This is a genomic window from Paraburkholderia phymatum, from assembly GCF_040965635.1.
Lineage (GTDB): Bacteria > Pseudomonadota > Gammaproteobacteria > Burkholderiales > Burkholderiaceae > Paraburkholderia > Paraburkholderia phymatum_B.
Genome location: NZ_JBFRCH010000001.1, coordinates 241080 through 258206, shown reverse-complemented (window position 1 = coordinate 258206; position 17127 = coordinate 241080). Strand labels below are relative to the sequence as shown.

13 protein-coding genes are annotated in these 17127 nt (G+C 64.3%); 9 read left to right on the top strand and 4 right to left on the bottom strand.

All coding sequences use genetic code 11. From position 1 onward, the window contains the following. Positions 1-158 precede the first annotated feature (158 nt). Entirely contained in the window at positions 159-752 is a 594-nt protein-coding gene (locus tag AB4Y32_RS01135) for a hypothetical protein (protein ID WP_368719577.1), read from the bottom strand. A gap of 534 nt (positions 753-1286) precedes the next feature. Here AB4Y32_RS01135 and AB4Y32_RS01130 point away from each other — a divergent pair. The 8 genes from AB4Y32_RS01130 to AB4Y32_RS01095 all read left to right on the top strand — a co-directional run bounded on the left by AB4Y32_RS01130 (position 1287) and on the right by AB4Y32_RS01095 (position 10040). Then, on the top strand, positions 1287-2309 hold the full coding sequence (locus AB4Y32_RS01130) for a bile acid:sodium symporter family protein (RefSeq protein WP_368719576.1): 1023 nt from the start codon (positions 1287-1289) through the stop codon (positions 2307-2309). 305 nt (positions 2310-2614) lie between these two features. Continuing rightward, a complete protein-coding gene (locus tag AB4Y32_RS01125; protein WP_368719575.1) occupies positions 2615-4453 on the top strand; it encodes an EAL domain-containing protein in 1839 nt (612 codons plus the stop codon). Between the two features lie 439 nt (positions 4454-4892). Beyond that, on the top strand, positions 4893-5879 hold the full coding sequence (locus tag AB4Y32_RS01120) for a LacI family DNA-binding transcriptional regulator (RefSeq protein ID WP_368719574.1): 987 nt from the start codon (positions 4893-4895) through the stop codon (positions 5877-5879). Continuing rightward, the gene (locus tag AB4Y32_RS01115) at positions 5876-7138 is read left to right on the top strand and encodes an AGE family epimerase/isomerase (protein ID WP_368719573.1); all 1263 of its coding nucleotides are present in this window, start codon (positions 5876-5878) and stop codon (positions 7136-7138) included. Before AB4Y32_RS01120 ends, AB4Y32_RS01115 begins: the two co-directional genes overlap by 4 nt. Before the next feature lie 18 nt (positions 7139-7156). Continuing rightward, the gene (locus AB4Y32_RS01110; RefSeq protein WP_368719572.1) at positions 7157-8071 is read left to right on the top strand and encodes a carbohydrate kinase; all 915 of its coding nucleotides are present in this window, start codon (positions 7157-7159) and stop codon (positions 8069-8071) included. Positions 8072-8247: 176 nt separating this feature from the next. Next, positions 8248-8469, top strand: a complete 222-nt coding sequence (locus AB4Y32_RS01105; protein WP_087734270.1) for a hypothetical protein — start codon at positions 8248-8250, stop codon at positions 8467-8469. A gap of 102 nt (positions 8470-8571) precedes the next feature. Beyond that, positions 8572-8817 carry a hypothetical protein gene (locus AB4Y32_RS01100; protein ID WP_152761636.1) on the top strand — a complete coding sequence of 82 codons (246 nt, stop codon included), beginning with the start codon at positions 8572-8574 and terminating at the stop codon, positions 8815-8817. A gap of 284 nt (positions 8818-9101) precedes the next feature. Next, complete coding sequence (locus AB4Y32_RS01095; RefSeq protein ID WP_368719571.1) at positions 9102-10040, top strand: ion channel; 939 nt, start codon at positions 9102-9104, stop codon at positions 10038-10040. A gap of 50 nt (positions 10041-10090) precedes the next feature. On the opposite strand, the gene AB4Y32_RS01090 is transcribed toward AB4Y32_RS01095, so the two are convergent. Further along, positions 10091-10708, bottom strand: coding sequence for a glutathione S-transferase family protein (locus AB4Y32_RS01090; protein WP_368719570.1), 618 nt, complete (start codon positions 10706-10708; stop codon positions 10091-10093). Positions 10709-11074: 366 nt separating this feature from the next. On the opposite strand from AB4Y32_RS01090, the gene AB4Y32_RS01085 reads away from it, so the two are divergent. Beyond that, the gene (locus AB4Y32_RS01085; protein WP_368719569.1) at positions 11075-14677 is read left to right on the top strand and encodes an indolepyruvate ferredoxin oxidoreductase family protein; all 3603 of its coding nucleotides are present in this window, start codon (positions 11075-11077) and stop codon (positions 14675-14677) included. A gap of 64 nt (positions 14678-14741) precedes the next feature. On the opposite strand, the gene AB4Y32_RS01080 is transcribed toward AB4Y32_RS01085, so the two are convergent. Both AB4Y32_RS01080 and AB4Y32_RS01075 read right to left on the bottom strand, forming a co-directional pair. After that, a complete protein-coding gene (locus AB4Y32_RS01080) occupies positions 14742-15446 on the bottom strand; it encodes a copper homeostasis protein CutC (RefSeq protein WP_368719568.1) in 705 nt (234 codons plus the stop codon). A 36-nt stretch (positions 15447-15482) separates the two neighbouring features. After that, positions 15483-16757 (bottom strand): EAL domain-containing protein, encoded by a 1275-nt coding sequence (locus AB4Y32_RS01075; RefSeq protein ID WP_368719567.1) that lies wholly within the window; start codon positions 16755-16757, stop codon positions 15483-15485. Between the last annotated feature and the right edge of the window lie 370 nt (positions 16758-17127).

The window sequence follows — 17127 nt, the reverse complement described above, 5'->3', positions numbered from 1 at the left end:
GATTTCAAAAATATGTGGCGTACCTACGTCACATCAGCGTGAATGATTCGCTCGGGACGAGAGGAGGCCGGAGACGGCCGGGAGCGAGAACGAGAATCCGATCCAGCCTTATGAGTAGGGCCGAAATGCGCGACAGGACTGACGGGGGGAAGAAAAGCTCAGTTGCGATACGGCGACGGCGCCGGAATGCGCGAGTCGGCGGGAGGACGGGGAATCTGACGAGAGACGCCGCGTTCTTCGTTGTATCGCGCAACGTCGTCGCGGATGGAGCCGACATGCGCCGATTGCGCATTGGCAGGTGGTCGCGGCACGGGACGCGAATCGGTGCTGATGGGCGTGATCGCGCCGGCGTATTGCGTGCCGACGTATTGCGCCGACGGACGGTTGCGGTAGACGTCATACGGAAGCGTCATGCGTTGCATGGTGTCACGGCTCGCGCTGCCGCCGATGTGGCCGGCATACGCGTCGCTCGTGCCCGCTCGGCTCGTCGCGTTGACGCGCACGCGCTGCGTGTCGTTTCTTGCATACCGGCTGCCGTGAGCCACGTCACGCGAAACGTTTGCGCGCAGCACCTGGTTTGCGCGGACAGGGCCGCCAAACGATGAGTCGCGATGAGTCGCACCGCCGCCGAAGAAGAAGCCATGCCCTTCATGCGACGGGAACGGTGGCTTCGCGTAAGCAAGCGAAGTCAGCGCAACGACCAGCGCACACATCCCCCACCATTTGATCCTCGACAGCCCTACATGCACCATGTTTCACCTGCCCGACGATCCACCTGAAAGCCCGCCGTTCGAGCTACGGCTGGGCTTGTTCCGGGACTGGCGCGGCGGCGCGGCAACACTTGCCACGCGCGATGTCCCAACGGCCTTCGAACAGTAATTTATTGGCCCCCCAAAGGGGTGTCGAGCCAAAAAATGTTAGGTCTGCGGCACTCTTGTAACGCATTGTTACTGCGACGTTTTTTCACCACAGATAACTTGCAGAACCCTCCGAAAAGGCGCTGAAAAGAAGTTGTTCGAACACCTGAATTCGTCTGAACGTTAACGCTCCAAACGCACCCCGAAACGGGACGTGCGGACAATTGCCGATATCGAAAATCGGCGCTCCCCCGCCATCCCGATGCGCGCGCAATCATTCCCACGACGCCCAAGTTTCATGCGTTTCGGTAATTAATCAATTCGGCAAATGAATTTGCTTTTTTAATCGCTTTCCGTTGACAATAGTCCTTTGGCGTTCGCCTGCCGGCAACGGCAAGGCAACCGCCTGCTCAGCACGAGATTTGAAAGATGGCCCGTCCGAAACTCCTTCCCGACAATTTCACGCTCTGCCTGATCGGCACCGTGATATTCGCGAGTCTGTTGCCCGTTCACGGCCAGGCCGCGAAGGCGTTCAACTGGGTCACGGACATCGCGGTCGGGCTGCTGTTCTTTCTGCACGGCGCGAAGCTGTCGCGCGAGGCGATCATCGCCGGCGCGACGCACTGGAGGCTGCACATCGTCGTGCTACTAAGCACGTTCGCGCTGTTTCCGATACTCGGGCTCGTACTCAAACCGCTTCTTTCGCCGCTCGTCACGCCCGCGCTCTACGCCGGCATCCTCTTCCTCTGCACGCTGCCGTCGACGGTTCAGTCTTCGATCGCGTTCACGTCGATTGCGAAAGGCAACGTGCCCGCAGCCGTATGCAGCGCGTCGGCCTCCAGCCTGCTCGGCATCTTCATCACACCCGCCCTCGTCAGCCTGATCGTAACGAGCCAAGCGGCGAGCGGCGGTTCGCCTTGGCATACGGTGTGGAATATCGTGCTGCAACTGCTCGTGCCGTTCGTCGCCGGGCAGTTGCTGCGGCCGTTGATCGGCGGATGGATCGAGCGCAACCGCGCCGTGCTGAAATTCGTCGACCAGGGCTCGATTCTGCTTGTCGTGTATGCGGCGTTCAGCGAGGCCGTCAACGAAGGGCTGTGGCATCAGATTCCGCTCGCCGCATTGGGTGGGCTGCTGGTCGTGTGCGTAGTACTGCTCGCGCTCGCGCTTCTCGCGACGATGATCGTCAGCAAGCGCCTCGGATTCAGCCGCGCCGACCAGATCACGACCATCTTCTGTGGCTCGAAGAAAAGTCTCGCGTCCGGCGTGCCGATGGCCAAGGTCATTTTCGCGACGCACGCGGTTGGCGCCGTCGTGCTGCCGCTGATGCTGTTCCATCAGATCCAGCTGATGGTCTGCGCCGCGCTCGCGCAACGCTGGGGCGCGCGCGACACCAGCGCCGAGAAGCGCGCCGCGAAGAAAGGCGCGACAGCCGCTGTTGCGCGTCGCTAGGCCCACGTGCGATTCATACAAGATGTGATTCATAAGCGCTCTCCCTGAGTGCATGTCGTGAAGGCCGCCTCCGGGCGGCTTTTTCGTTGGCGTTTCGTTATTTCAGCGCGCCGCTTGCACGCTGTCGCCTCGGCAGAATGTCATAGGACAAACGCGCGAATTCGCGCCCCTTTTGCGCCCCTCTACGAATCGTGAAAGCGCCTCCGTCGCGCACTACATGCGGCGTCGTCTGTCACTAAAAATTCACTTAATTTTCAGATGAATAATGCCGATATGCCGACGGTCGAATGCTCCCGTCGTTTGTCATGTCCCAACGCTCGTCCCCTCCTACCGTAGCGCCGCGCATCGAAGACCTGATCGCGCAGCGCGACCTGTCTGCCGTCTTCCAGCCCATCGTCGATTTCGACGACGGCGCGATTCTCGGCTATGAGGGCCTGATTCGCGGACCGATCGGCACGCCGCTGGAAGCGCCATACGCGCTGTTCGCTCAAGCTGAAGCCGAAGGCAGCGTGATCGCGCTGGAACGCGCGGCCGCGCGGACCTGCATCGAGGCGTTCGCGCAACTCGGGTACGAGGGCAAGTTGTTCCTGAACTTCAGCGCGGGCGCGATCCGCCAGTTGGCCGACGACCGCGAGAGCACGTTCGTGATGTTGCGAAACATGGGCGTCGAGGCCGAACGGATCGTGATCGAGCTGACCGAGCAGAGCGCGATCCCCGACGTCGCGAGCTTTCTGCCCGCGATCTCCGTGTTGCGCATGGCGGGTGCGCAGTTCGCGCTAGATGACTACGGCACGGCGAACGCGAGCATGAACCTGTGGGTGCGCCTGCAGCCGGACGTCGTGAAGATCGACCGCTTTTTCATTCACGACATCGCGAGCGATCCACTCAAGTTCGAGGCCGTCAAGGCGATGCAGCATTTCGCCGCGGCGAGCGGCGCGCGGCTGGTGGCCGAGGGCATCGAAAAGGAAGCCGATCTGATCGTCGTGCGCGACATGGGCATTGGCTGCGGGCAGGGCTATTTTTTCGGCAAGCCGCATGCGCGCCCGCCGCGCGCCGTCGCCGACGACGCCCGCGAAGCGCTGCGCGCCGGCCACATCGCCGTGTTCCCCGAAGCGACGCGCGCGGTCAGTGCATCGCCTTCGGGCGGCATGGCGTCCGCGAAAATGATCGTGCACGCGCCCGCGCTGCCGCGCCACGCGACGAACAACGACGTCCTCGAACTGTTCAACCGCATGCCGAACCTGCACGCGGTCGCCGTCGTCGAGCACAACGAGCCCGTCGCGCTGATCAACCGCCGCGCGTTCATGGACCGCTACGCGCTGCCCTATCACCGCGAACTCTTCGGCAAGCGGCCGTGCATGCTGTTCGCGAATGCGTCGCCCGTCGTGATCGAAAAGTCGATGACGGTCGAGGACATGGCGAAGCTGCTCGCCAGCGACGACCAGCGCTACCTCGCGGACGGCTTCGTGATCACCGATCAGGGCCGCTACGTCGGACTCGGCACGGGCGAGAGCCTCGTGCGCGCAGTGACGGAGGTGCGCATCGAGGCGGCTCGCTACGCGAATCCGCTCACCTTCCTGCCCGGCAACATCCCCATCAGCTCGCACATCAGGCGGCTGCTCGGCAACGACTCGGGCTTCTACGCGTGCTACGTGGACCTGAATCACTTCAAGCCCTTCAACGATCAGTACGGCTACTGGCAGGGCGACGAAGTGCTTAAGTTCGCCGCGCACGTACTGGCGGAGGTCTGCGATCCGACGCGCGACTTTCTCGGACATGTCGGCGGCGACGACTTCCTGATCCTGTTCCAGAGCGACGACTGGCGCGAGCGCGCGCAACGCGCGATCCACGTGTTCAACGAAGGCGCGCAGCGCTTCTACGCGCCCGCCGACCGGCTTGCAGGCGGCATCCACGGCGAGGACCGCCGCGGCAATCCGACGTTCTTCGGCTTCGTGACGATGGCGATCGGCTGCGTGCACGTCGAGCCGCAGACGGGCTTGGCGCTGCATAGCAGCGAGGACATTGCGTCAGTCGCGGCGCTCGCCAAACGCCGCGCTAAGAGCGAGGCGTCCGGCCTGGTGCTGATCGGATTCGAGGAAAGCCAGGCGCTGCTGCGAGGACGGACGGCGGCCACCGTCGACTGACCTTCGAAGCAACTGACATTTCGCGTCAAAACGTCGCCGCAGCAGCAACGCGCGCCCGGCACGACTGCCCTGTTGGGTCGACATCCGGGTCGACATCCATTGGGCCGACATTCTTCTGTCATCACGAGCCGTCACCTTCACGCAAGGCGCCGACTGCCCGTGCCCCATTGCCTGATTCATCTCGCATCGAGCCATCGGCAAGCTCGCTCCATCACGCGCGATTACTGCCGTCGGAATATCCGGCAAGCCACGCCAACTGGTGATTCGAAGGATCGTTTAGCGTATTTTACTAAACAAATGATTAGCCTCTAGTAAGCCTATATACGGGTATCTACGCGTATCGAATGCCCGCCAATGGGGGTTTAGGAGCGATGTTTTACTATACAATCACCGGAACCTGAACTCGCTGCGGCGCGTCTGTGCACGGCCGCTTCTTTCGATGGCAACAACGATCCGCGACGTCGCCCGCGCAGCCAGCGTATCGATCGGCACAGTCTCGCGAGCACTGAAGAACCAGCCGGGGCTGTCGGAATCGACGCGCGAACGCATCGTCGAAACGGCGCGCCGGCTCGGCTACGACTCCGCGCAACTGCGCCCGCGCATTCGCCGGCTCACGTTCCTGCTGCATCGGCATCACAACAACTTCGCGGTCAGCCCGTTCTTCTCTCATGTGCTGCATGGTGTCGAAGACGCTTGCCGCGAACGCGGCATCGTCCCGTCCGTGCTGACGGCGGGTCCGACCGAGGACATCGTCCAGCAGATGCGCCTGCATGCGCCCGATGCGATCGCCGTCGCGGGCTTCGTCGAGCCGGAAACGCTCGCGACGCTCGCCGCGATGCAGCGCCCGCTCGTGCTGATCGATCTGTGGGCGCCCAATCTGCGCTCGGTGAATCTCGACAACCAGGCGGGCGCGGCGCTTGCGATGCAGCATCTGTTCGCGCAGAAGCGCACGCGTGTCGCGTTCATCGGCGGCTCGCTCGCGCACTACAGCATCGCGCAGCGCGCGCTCGGCTACCGGCGCGCGTTCTTCGAAGCGGGACTGCTGTTCGATCCGTCGCTCGAACTGACGATCGACGCGGGCCTCGACCCCGACGCAGGCGCCGCGCTCGCGATGGAGCAGTTGCTCGACCGTCCCGGCCCGCGCCCCGATGCCGTCTTCGCGTACAACGATCTCGCCGCGCTCGCCGCGCTGCGCGTGTGTCTCGCGCGCGGCCTGCGCGTGCCCGAGGACATCGCGATCGTCGGCTTCGACGACATTCCCGCCGCCGCGCACGCGCGCCCGCCCCTCACGACGATCGCCGTCGACAAGGAAGCGCTCGGCCGCCGCGGCGTCGAACTCCTGCTCGAAGATGCGCCGTCCGCACTCGATATACGCGTACCTGTCCAACTCGTTGTCCGTGCCAGCACTTCGGTGAATACGCCATGAAACAACCCGACACGACTCTTTCGAACGACAACGCCAACCACAAGGCGCCGCCCGTCGCGAGCTTCCGCGACAGCGCTTTCCTGCTGCCGCACATCGAGGACACGCTGCGCTTCTACGCGCCGAACGTGCTCGACGCGAGCGGCGGCTTCTTCCACTTCTTTCGCGACGACGGCACGATCTACAACCGCGCGACGCGCCACCTCGTCAGCAGTTGCCGCTTCGTCTTCAACTATGCAATGGCGTACCGTCAGTTCGGCGATCCGCAACATCTGGAATACGCGCAGCATGGCCTGAAATTTCTGCGCGACGGCCACTGGGACCCGCATCATCAGGGCTACGACTGGGAGATCGACTGGCGCGACGGCCACAAGCGCACGCTCGACGCGACGCGCCACTGCTACGGCCTTGCGTTCGTGCTGCTCGCGTATGCGCATGCGGCGATGGCGGGCATCGAAGAAGCGAAGCCGATGATCGCCGCAACGTTCGAACTGATGGAACACCGCTTCTGGGACGCGGCAACGGGTCTCTACGCCGACGAAGCCACGGCCGACTGGCGCGTGAGTACCTATCGCGGCCAGAACGCGAACATGCACACGACGGAGGCGCTGCTCGCCGCCTACGAAGCGACCGGCCATCTCGTGTATCTCGACCGCGCCGAGCGCGTCGCGACGAATATCACGCTGCGCCAGGCGAAGCTCTCGCAAGGGCTCGTGTGGGAGCACTTTCACGCGGACTGGTCGGTGGACTGGCACTACAACGAGGAAGACAGCTCGAACATCTTCCGTCCGTGGGGTTTCCAGCCCGGACACCAGACCGAATGGGCGAAGCTGCTGCTGATTCTCGAACGGCATCGTCCGCTGCCGTGGCTGCTGCCGCGCGCGATCGAACTGTTCGACGCGGCGATGACCCACGCGTGGGACCACGATCACGGCGGCCTCTACTATGGCTTCGGCCCGGACCGCACAGTCTGCGATCACGACAAGTACTTCTGGGTGCAGGCCGAAACGTTCGCGACGGCGGCGCTGCTCGGCAAGCGCACGGGCAACGAGCGCTTCTGGGACTGGTACGAGGAGATCTGGCGTTATAGCTGGACGCACTTCGTCGATCATCGCTATGGCGCGTGGTATCGCATCCTCACGTGCGACAACCGCAAGTACAGCGACGAAAAGAGCCCGGCCGGCAAGACCGACTACCACACGATGGGCGCATGCTACGAAGTGCTGCATCACGCGTTGCAGACTTCCAGCAAGTCCGAATAACCCTGTACGGTGAGCATCATGAGCGCAAGCCCCGAATTTCCCGACTTCGTATCCGCCGGCGATATCCTCACCGATCTCGTGCGCACGGGTCCTTCAACGTGGCTGTCGGTGCCGGGCGGCGCGGGCTGGAACGTCGCGCGCGCCGTCGCGCGGCTCGGCCTGCCAACGGCGTGCGCCGGCTCGCTCGGCGTCGACAACTTCTCCGACGATCTGTGGAATGCCAGCGTGGCCGCCCGTCTCGACATGCGCTTCATGCAGCGCGTCGAGCGCGCACCGCTGCTCGCGGTCGTGCATCAGACGCATCCGCCCGCGTACTTCTTCATGGGCGACAACAGCGCTGACCTTGCGTTCGATCCGTCGAAGCTGCCGGAAGGCTGGATGTCGCATGTGAAGTGGGCGCACTTCGGCTGCATCAGTCTCGTGCGTCAGCCGATCGGCGCGACGCTCGCGAAGCTCGCGGCCGACCTGCGCGCGCGCGGCGTGAAGATCAGCTTCGATCCGAACTACCGCAACCTGATGGAGCACGGCTACGAGCCGACGCTGCGGCACATGGCGTCGCTCGCCGATCTGATCAAGGTGTCGGACGAAGACCTGCGCCTGCTGTTCAGGACCGACGACGAAGCGTCCGCCCTCGCGCAACTGCGCGCGATGAACCCGAAGGCGATCGTGCTCGTCACGCGCGGCGCGGAGAAGGCGACGCTGATCGACGGTGAGCGCATCGTCGAAGCGCAGCCGCCGCGCGTGGCCGTCGCCGATACCGTCGGCGCGGGTGACGCGTCGATCGGTGGCCTGCTGTTCAGCCTGATGACGGCGCCGCAGCGCAAATGGGAAGAGCATCTGGCGTTCTCGCTCGCAGCGGGCGCGGCGGCCTGTCGACATTCGGGCGCGCATTCGCCGACGCTCGACGAAGTGGTATCGCTGCTGCAGGATTGATCCGGAAGAAGTTGCCGCAGGAAGCCGCCAGAACGCGCGCCGAACCTGCTGCTTCACCCGTCCGTGCAAGAGCGGTCAATGGCGCGCGAGAGCCGCAAGCGCGCCCCGGAAGCACCGACATGTGAGCGTCGAAATCGCGTGCTACGATGGAATCTCCCCCTTGCAGGAGATGCATCATGGAGGACGTCACCTACACCAAAGGTCTCTACACGGCGACGGCGACGACCCGCCCCTTGGACGGCGGGAAGTATCAGGGCGTGGTTTCGCTCTCGCGCGACGAAGGCGACGAGACAGAGGACACGGTCTACGAAGTCGAAGCCACCTCGGCAACGGCCGACGAAGCGCTCGAAGAAGCGAAGGCACTTGCCCACAGAATCCTCGGCGAGATCGAACTATAAGTATTGGGTTCATGTGCCGGGTTGTATGCATCGAGGCAGACGTGGCGCGTCCGCCGCGCGCCGCGCCGATGGCCATTTCGACTTGAACAGGCGGAGGCGATCATGGCAGAACCGCTCTTCCTTTACGGCGTGTATGCGATACACGTACGTCCTCTCGAGCTTCAAGGCGCGCGCTGGGACGCGGAGTACGAAATCCGGCATCGCGATCATCCCGTGCAGCGCTGGACCACGGTAGGTGGCGACGGGGGTTTTGCAACCGAGGCAGAAGCGATCGAGACGGCGCATCAGCAAGCCGTCGCGGATATCGAACACGGCGCGGGCGTGCCGAAGCCGCGGACATTTCCCTGACTCGACGCGCGTGCATCGCGCCGGCCGGCGCGGTCCGCACAGACCACGCATCGCGGCGATCGAACTGGCGGTTGTCTGGATGCACGCGTCTCGGCCCGTGCAGGTCTTCTCCGACGCGCCTGTGAACTGAGCCTGGCGGCACTGCCGGATGCGCCGCAAGGTAGCGCTTGCGTGACAGCAACGCTGCGTGTATCGAACGGATTCACGCGCTACACTACGCGCGGCAGCGGGTGCCGCACGCGTGCGCCGTGACGCTGCAGGACACCCACGTCAGCAGAACAAGAATGAGCGCAACCCCGCCCGACCCCAACGATCACCCGCAACACAAAGGCCGACTCCTCGACCGGAAGATTCGCATGCGCTCGCACGTCGTCGTCGCGCACGGTCTGCCGCTGCGCGTGTGGCAGGACCTCTACCACCGCGCGCTGACGATCAGCTGGCCCGTCTTCTTCGTGTCGCTCGCCGTCCTGTTCCTGCTGCTGAACTCGTTCTTCGGGTCGCTGTATGAACTCGGCAGCGCGTCCATTGCGAACCAGAACCCCAAAGGCTTCGCGGGCGCGTTCTTCTTCAGCGTCGAAACGCTCGCGACGGTGGGCTATGGCGACATGCATCCGCAGACGCTATACGCGCACCTCATTGCGACGCTCGAAATCTTCGTCGGCATGTCGGGCATCGCGCTCGCCACAGGTCTGATCTTTGCGCGCTTCTCGCGCCCGCGCGCCAAGATCATGTTCTCGCGTTACGCGATCGTGCGCCCCATCGACGGACGCACGACGCTGATGGTGCGCACTGCAAACGCGAGGCAGAACGTGATCGTCGAGGCTCGCGCGCGGCTGCGGCTGATGCGCGTCGAGCAGTCGTCGGAAGGCTACGTGCTGCGCAGGATCTACGACCTCGGCCTCGTGCGCGACCAGCAGCCGATGTTCTACCTCGGCTGGAACCTGATGCACGTGATCGACGAAGCGAGCCCGCTGTATGGCGAAACGCCGGAGAGCCTCGCCGAACAGGATGCGTCGCTGCTGATCACAATAGAAGGCTCCGACGAAAACACCTCGCAGACGATGCAGGCGCGCTTCTCGTGGCCCAGCGACGACATCCGCTGGCAGCACCGGTTCGTCGATCTGATCCGCGAAGAGAACGGCGTGAGCCATATCGATTACACGCATTTCGACGACGTCGTGCCGCTCTCGGCACACGAGATCCAGCAGCAGCCGACGGGCTGACGGTTCGTCACGAAAGTCACGAAACGCGAGGCCCGATCAGCACACGGATTTCAATGCTGCAGTTTCAGCGCGTCGATTTCCCGCTGCTCGACGGCCATCGCCCGTGCGTGCGCGTCGCGCGCCATTGCCCGCTCGACGTATTCGCCGATGCGCCCCGACACTTCGAGCAGCTTCGCGACGAACGCGATCTGCAATGTGCTGGCCAGCAGCAGATCGGCGGCCGTAAAGCGCTCGCCGAGCAGCCATTCGCCTTCGTCGAGCGCCGTGTCGATCGCCAGCTTTACGCGCTCCAGATTGCCCCAACCGAAGCTGAACGAATTGCCCGATGCGCCCGTCAGCTTTTCGGCCATCGCCGGTTCGAGGCAGCCGGGCGTGAAGAAAAGCCATTGCAAAAGACGCCCGCGCAACGGATCGCCGATGGGCGCGCCGACCTTCGACTCCGGAAAACGATCGGCGAGATACAGCAGCACCGCACCCGATTCCGCGACCTGCACGCCGTCGTCGTCGAGAGCGGGCAGCTTGCACATCGGGTTGATGTGATGGAAATCGGTCGTGTCCTGCTCGCCTGCGCGAAGGTTCACGCGCGCCAGTTCATACGGCGCGCCGATCTCTTCGAGCATCCACAGCGCGCGAAAAGCCCGCGTCTTCGGCCAGTAATACAGTTTCATCGCCCCTCCCTATGCCTTCGGTGCACATCGGTCGGCATAGCGTAACCCATCGGCGGGCCGCGCGAACCTCATCCGAATGGCCAGACATCCCAACAAAAGCTGCCGCGCCAGGCCCCGCGTAAAGCATCGAAAAAGGCCGCGTTTTGCCGAAGCGGTGGATCTATCTCAAAACGAGGCGGAATGCCGGGAATCCTCTCGCCCGTGATTGACCATCCGCAAAAAGTAGCAAGAATTCTCTCTGGTTGACGCGAAAGAATGGAGTCTCTTTCGCCGCGGCGGCAACCAGCGCGCAACCAGCGCGCAACGAGCACGCAACGAGCACGATTTGTCGGCGGCGAAACGCATAACAGCAACGGAGACTCCACGATGACCGCTCGTCTGCCCATCGACGGCACCCCGGCACTCGCCGACTACCGCCTCTCGGACAACCTCACCGCCACGCGTGGCCGTATCTTCCTGACAGGCACGCAGGCGCTCGTGCGCCTCGCGCTGATGCAGCGCCAGCTAGACCGCGAGTGCGGCCTGAACACGGCCGGCTTCATCAGCGGCTATCGCGGCTCCCCCCTCGGCATGGTCGATCAGCAGCTGTGGAAGGCGAAGAAACTGCTCGACGCGAACGACGTGCGCTTTCTGCCCGCGATCAACGAGGAACTGGGCGGCACGGCGGTGCTCGGCACACAGCGCGTCGAAGCCGACCCGGAGCGCACTGTCGATGGCGTGTACGCGATGTGGTATGGCAAGGGCCCGGGCGTCGACCGCGCCGGCGACGCGCTCAAGCACGGCAACGCGTACGGCTCGTCGCAGCATGGCGGCGTGCTGGTCGTCGCGGGCGACGATCACGGCTGCGTATCGTCGTCGATGCCGCATCAGAGTGACTTCGCGATGATGGCGTGGCATATGCCCGTCGTGAATCCGTCGAACGTTGCCGACATGCTCGAATTCGGCCTGTACGGCTGGGCGCTGTCACGCTACTCGGGCGCGTGGGTCGGCTTCAAGGCGATTTCGGAGACGGTCGAATCGGGCTCGACGGTCGATCTCGACGCGCTGCCAACGCAATGGGCGACGCCCGAAGGCTTTCGTACGCCCGCAGGCGGCCTGCACAACCGCTGGCCCGATCTGCCGAGCCTCACGATCGAACAGCGCCTGCACGCGAAGCTCGACGCCGTGCGCCACTTCGCGCGCGCGAACAGCATCGACAAATGGATTGCGCCGAGCCCGCACGCGAACGTCGGCATCATCACGTGCGGCAAGGCGCATCTCGACCTGATGGAAGTGCTGCGCCGGCTCGATCTCACCGTCGCCGATCTGGAGAAGGCAGGCGTGCGCATCTACAAGGTGGGCCTGTCGTTCCCGCTCGAAATGACGCGCATCGACGCATTCGTCTCCGGTCTTTCCGAAGTGCTGGTGATCGAGGAAAAGGGCCCCGTCATCGAGCAGCAGATCAAGGACTATCTGTACAACCGCACTGAAGGCGCGCGGCCTGTGATCGTCGGCAAGCATGCAGAGGACGGCTCGATGCTGCTGTCGTCGCTCGGCGAATTGCGTCCGTCGCGCATTCTGCCCGTGTTCGCGAACTGGCTCGCGAAGCACAAGCCCGCGCTCGACCGCCGCGAGCGCGTGGTCGATCTCGTCGCGCCGCAAATTCTCTCGAATGCCGCCGATGCCGTGAAGCGCACGCCGTATTTCTGCTCGGGCTGCCCGCACAACACGTCGACGAAAGTGCCGGAAGGGTCGATCGCGCAGGCAGGCATCGGCTGTCACTTCATGGCTTCGTGGATGGAGCGCGACACGACGGGCCTGATCCAGATGGGCGGCGAAGGCGTCGACTGGGCCGCGCATTCGATGTTCACGAAGACACGCCACGTGTTCCAGAATCTCGGCGACGGCACGTACTTCCACTCGGGCATTCTCGCGATTCGCCAGGCGGTCGCGGCCAAAGCGACGATCACCTACAAGATTCTCTATAACGACGCCGTCGCGATGACGGGTGGCCAGCCCGTCGACGGCAGCATCTCCGTGCCGCAGATCGCGCGCCAGGTCGAAGCGGAAGGCGTATCGCATTTCGTCGTGGTCAGCGATGAGCCGGAGAAATACGACGGCCATCACGGCCTTTTCCCGAAGGGCACGACGTTCCACCACCGCGGCGAACTCGACAGGGTGCAGCGCGAACTGCGCGACATCGATGGCGTGACGGTGCTGATCTACGACCAGACGTGCGCCGCTGAAAAGCGCCGCCGGCGCAAGAAAGGCGAGTTTCCCGATCCGGACAAGCGCCTCTTCATCAACGAAGAAGTGTGCGAAGGCTGCGGCGATTGCGGCGTGCAGTCGAACTGCCTGTCCGTCGAGCCCGTCGAAACGCCGCTTGGCCGCAAGCGCCGCATCGATCAGTCGTCGTGCAACAAGGACTATTCGTGCGTGAACGGCTTTTGCCCGAGCTTCGTGACGATCGAAGGCGGCAAGCTGAAGAAGGCGGCGGGTGTCGTGTTCGATGCGGCTGCGCTGGCCACGCGCGTCGATGCATTGCCGTTGCCCGCGACGCAACTCGATGCCGCGCCTTACGACATTCTCGTGACGGGCGTCGGCGGCACGGGTATCGTGACGGTCGGCGCGTTGATCAGCATGGCTGCGCATCTCGAAGGCAAGAGCGCGTCGGTGCTCGACTTTATGGGCTTCGCGCAGAAAGGCGGCTCGGTGCTGTCGTTCGTGCGCTTCGCCGCGCGCGACGAGTGGCTCAACCAGGTGCGCATCGATACGCAACAGGCCGACGTGCTGCTCGCCTGCGACATGGTCGTCGGCGCGAGCGCCGATGCGTTGCAGACCGTGCGTCACGGCCGCACGCGCATCGTCGTGAACACGCACGCGATCCCGAACGCGTCATTCGTGCAGAACCCGGACGCGAATCTGCATGCGGATGCGTTGCTCGACAAGATGCGTCACGCGGCGGGAGAAGAGCGCATGTCGTCGTGCGATGCGCAAGTGCTCGCGACGCGCTTCCTCGGCGACACGATCGGCGCGAACATCCTGATGCTCGGCTTCGCGTGGCAACTCGGTCTCGTGCCCGTTTCGTTCGCCGCGATGATGCGCGCGATCGAACTGAACAACGTCGCCGTGCAGATGAATCAGCTCGCGTTTTCGATTGGCCGCTTGGCCGCCGCCGATCCCGCCGGACTCGAAGCGCTGTGGTCGCAGCGCCACGCCATACAGCAGCCTGCAGCATCGCTGGAAACGCTTGAAACGCTCGATGCATTGATCGCGGACCGCGAAGCGCGGCTGCTCGCCTATGGCGGCGCGGCTTACGTGAAGCGTTATCGCGCGCTGGTCGGCGCGGCGCGTCAGGCGGAACGCAAACTCGTCGGCAAGCAGGCAGAGCGCTTGGGCCGCGCCGTCGCGACGACGTTCTATCGGCTGCTCGCTGTGAAGGACGAATACGAGGTCGCGCGCCTGCATAGCGATCCCGCTTTCCGCGCGGCATTGGAAGCGCAGTTCGAAGGCGTTGCGGGCAAGGACTTCGGCGTGAAGTTCAATCTCGCGCCGCCGACGATCTCACGCGCAAGACACGGCGCGAAGCCGCAGAAGAAGGCGTTCGGCCAATGGATGTGGCCTGTGTTCGGCGTAATGGCGAAGTGGCGCGGCCTGCGCGGCACGATGCTCGACCCGTTTGGCCGCACCGTCGAACGGCGGATGGAACGCGAGCTTTCCACCGACTACGAAATGACGATGCAGCGTGCGTTCGCGCTGCTCAACAACGTCACCGCCGACGATATCGTCAAACTCGCGGATCTGCATGCCCGCGTGCGCGGCTATGGTCACGTGAAGCTGGCGAATCTCGCCGCGGTGAAGCGCAGCGAGCGCGAACTGGCCGCGCGCCTGCATCTCGAAGCGGCCACGGGCGCGGCCGTCGACGCGGCGCTCGAAGAAGCGAAGGGCGCGGGCACGTTGCGCGGCATTCCCGTGGTCGTCGCCAAGTGATGCGATGATCGAACGCGTGTGCCGTGCATAAGTGTTTAAGCACGGCACACACTGGCAGCACGAATCACGCGCTGTCGAGCAAGGCCCTCACGTGCCGCACCTTTTGTTCGTCGACGGGTGCGAGGCCCTTGCCGTCGACACGCACGCCCGAGCCGAAGTGAACGGCTGTCACCTGCGTATCGCGCACGAAGTCCGCGACGCGATCGACGGTCAGTCCTGCGCCCGCGAGCACAGTGCAATGCGTCCGATCGGCACGCCGCGCGAGCGCGCTGATTTCAGCGGTCGCATCCAGCACGGAAGCCTTGCCGCCAGAAGTCAGCACGTTCGTGACGGCATCAAAGCCGAGCAGCACATCGAGCGCTTCGTGCAGATCGCGCGCTTCGTCGAATGCGCGATGAAACGTGATGGGCACGCCATCGGCGGCTTCGACGACGCGCGCCAAACCTTCGCGGTCCACTTCGCGCGACGTCGTCAGCATCCCGATCACGACGGCATTCGCGCCCGCCAACTTCGCCGCGCGCACGTCGCGCAGCATCACGGCGAAATCGCCGGCATCGTAGACGAACGAACGGCTATGCGGCCGCACGATCACGTTCACAGGAATCGGCACGGCCACCACCATCGCCTCGATCAAACCGATGCTCGGCGTCAGCCCGCCCTCTCCCATCGCGGTGACGAGTTCGAGCCGATCCGCGCCGCCGCGTGCAGCGGCTTTCGCATCGGCGAGCGTGGTCGCGATCACTTCGAGCAGCACGCGTTCGCTTGTCATGTCAGAGCGTCATCTCGTGATGAAAGCGACATGATCTCAGAAGCGCGGCTCCTCGAACCAGTCGATGTCGCCGCACAGCACGCAGGTACGGTTGCCGATCTGCGTCGCCACCGACAGCGTCACGCACGGCACCGCCTCGTTGATCGACAGATAGGGCCGCGTCACGTGCACGCGCTCGGGCGCCTCGATCGCCGTGCGGAAATACGGACGACGCAGCCAGTTCGCGCCCTGCGCATCGGATAGCGGCAGAAAGCGCGTTTCGTGCGTCGCGCGATCCGCGCGCAACACCACGTTGCGCCCCGCTTGCCGGCCTTTGTCGTCGAGCAGATAGCAGCGCGCCGCATGATCGAGCGCGAGAAAATTCCAGCACACTTCATCGAGCGGTTCGCCGGCGGCGAGCCGTTCCGCGGCGCGCTCGAATGCGCGAATGTACGGCGCAAGCCGCGACGCGTTGCGCCGCTCGCGCTCCTCCGCCTGCGACTGGCAACGCTCGGTCAGCTCGCCGATGCACGCCGCCGCATGCACCGCGTCGGCGAGCCCCGGATGCGGACGCGCGAAGTAAAAGCCCTGCACGAAATCGACGTTGCAGGCGAGCGCCATATGCGCTTCGTGCTCCGTCTCGACGCCTTCGATCAGCACCAGCTTGCCCGCCTCGTGCAGCAGCGCGACGAGCCCCGGCAGGATCGACGCCATGTCCGCACGATGCGCGGCATGCGACAGCATGATGCGATCGAGCTTCACGATATCGGGATTCAGCTGCCAGATGCGCTCGATGTTCGAATGACCTGCGCCGAAGTCGTCGAGTGCGATCAGGAAGCCGCGCTCGCGAAACTGGCGCACGGCATCGGCGAGCCGCTCGATGTCCTGCGCGCTCTGCTCGAGAACTTCGAGCACGATGCGTCGCGGCGACAGGTTCAGCCGCCGCAGATTCGCAAGCAGCGCCGCCGAGTGATACGAGTCGATCAGCACGCCCGGATGAACGTTGAGAAAGAGCCACTCGCGCTCGGCGCCGAGCACCTTGAAGTTCTCGAGATGCAGCGACTGCGCGAGCCGGTCCACATGCAGCACATCGCCGACGCGAGCCGCCTCGCCGAATACGTCGACGGGCGACACCGCGCGATCGAATGGGTCGTGCGCGCGTAGCAGGCCTTCGTAGCCCACGGCACGCATGTGCGAGAGGCTGAATATCGGCTGAAAGACGCTCGTGAGCGTCAGGTCGCCGTGTTGCACCGAATAGCGCTGCAGGCCCGAGGTCACGCTGAGCTCGAATCCGTGCGGCACCACTGTTCTTTCCTGTTGCGCAATGGTCATGCAGTCCTCTCACGCATTCGCGGCGCGCGCGTCGCGAATGCGAAAGCAAAAGCGCGGCGTCCGTCCTCAAAATGTGCGTCACCGGCTCATGATAAGCAAGCTCCATGCGCGCGGTCCCGCACGTATCATCGAAGACCGCGTCCCGCGCTGCACCGCGCGCGATGCGCATGCGTCGCGTCAGGGCGTGCGATGCACCGTGGCGGTGCGCGTGCCTTTGGGTCGTCTTGCAACGATCGCGGCGGGAATTCATACGATCGGGCTAAACTTCCTGCTGACCGAAATGCCTGACGGCAGTTGCCGTACCTTGTGTTTCATGCCGCGCGAAGTGGCGCTGCGAAGTGCCGCTGCGAAGTGCCGCTGCGAAGTCCCG

Excerpts from the sequence above, each read along its gene's own strand:
- AB4Y32_RS01135 (WP_368719577.1), bottom strand. The coding sequence starts at position 752 with ATGGTGCATGTAGGGCTGTCGAGGATCAAATGGTGGGGGATGTGTGCG.
- AB4Y32_RS01130 (WP_368719576.1), top strand. The coding sequence starts at position 1,287 with ATGGCCCGTCCGAAACTCCTTCCCGACAATTTCACGCTCTGCCTGATC.
- AB4Y32_RS01125 (WP_368719575.1), top strand. The coding sequence starts at position 2,615 with ATGTCCCAACGCTCGTCCCCTCCTACCGTAGCGCCGCGCATCGAAGAC.
- AB4Y32_RS01120 (WP_368719574.1), top strand. The coding sequence starts at position 4,893 with ATGGCAACAACGATCCGCGACGTCGCCCGCGCAGCCAGCGTATCGATC.
- AB4Y32_RS01115 (WP_368719573.1), top strand. The coding sequence starts at position 5,876 with ATGAAACAACCCGACACGACTCTTTCGAACGACAACGCCAACCACAAG.
- AB4Y32_RS01110 (WP_368719572.1), top strand. The coding sequence starts at position 7,157 with ATGAGCGCAAGCCCCGAATTTCCCGACTTCGTATCCGCCGGCGATATC.
- AB4Y32_RS01105 (WP_087734270.1), top strand. The coding sequence starts at position 8,248 with ATGGAGGACGTCACCTACACCAAAGGTCTCTACACGGCGACGGCGACG.
- AB4Y32_RS01100 (WP_152761636.1), top strand. The coding sequence starts at position 8,572 with ATGGCAGAACCGCTCTTCCTTTACGGCGTGTATGCGATACACGTACGT.
- AB4Y32_RS01095 (WP_368719571.1), top strand. The coding sequence starts at position 9,102 with ATGAGCGCAACCCCGCCCGACCCCAACGATCACCCGCAACACAAAGGC.
- AB4Y32_RS01090 (WP_368719570.1), bottom strand. The coding sequence starts at position 10,708 with ATGAAACTGTATTACTGGCCGAAGACGCGGGCTTTTCGCGCGCTGTGG.
- AB4Y32_RS01085 (WP_368719569.1), top strand. The coding sequence starts at position 11,075 with ATGACCGCTCGTCTGCCCATCGACGGCACCCCGGCACTCGCCGACTAC.
- AB4Y32_RS01080 (WP_368719568.1), bottom strand. The coding sequence starts at position 15,446 with ATGACAAGCGAACGCGTGCTGCTCGAAGTGATCGCGACCACGCTCGCC.
- AB4Y32_RS01075 (WP_368719567.1), bottom strand. The coding sequence starts at position 16,757 with ATGACCATTGCGCAACAGGAAAGAACAGTGGTGCCGCACGGATTCGAG.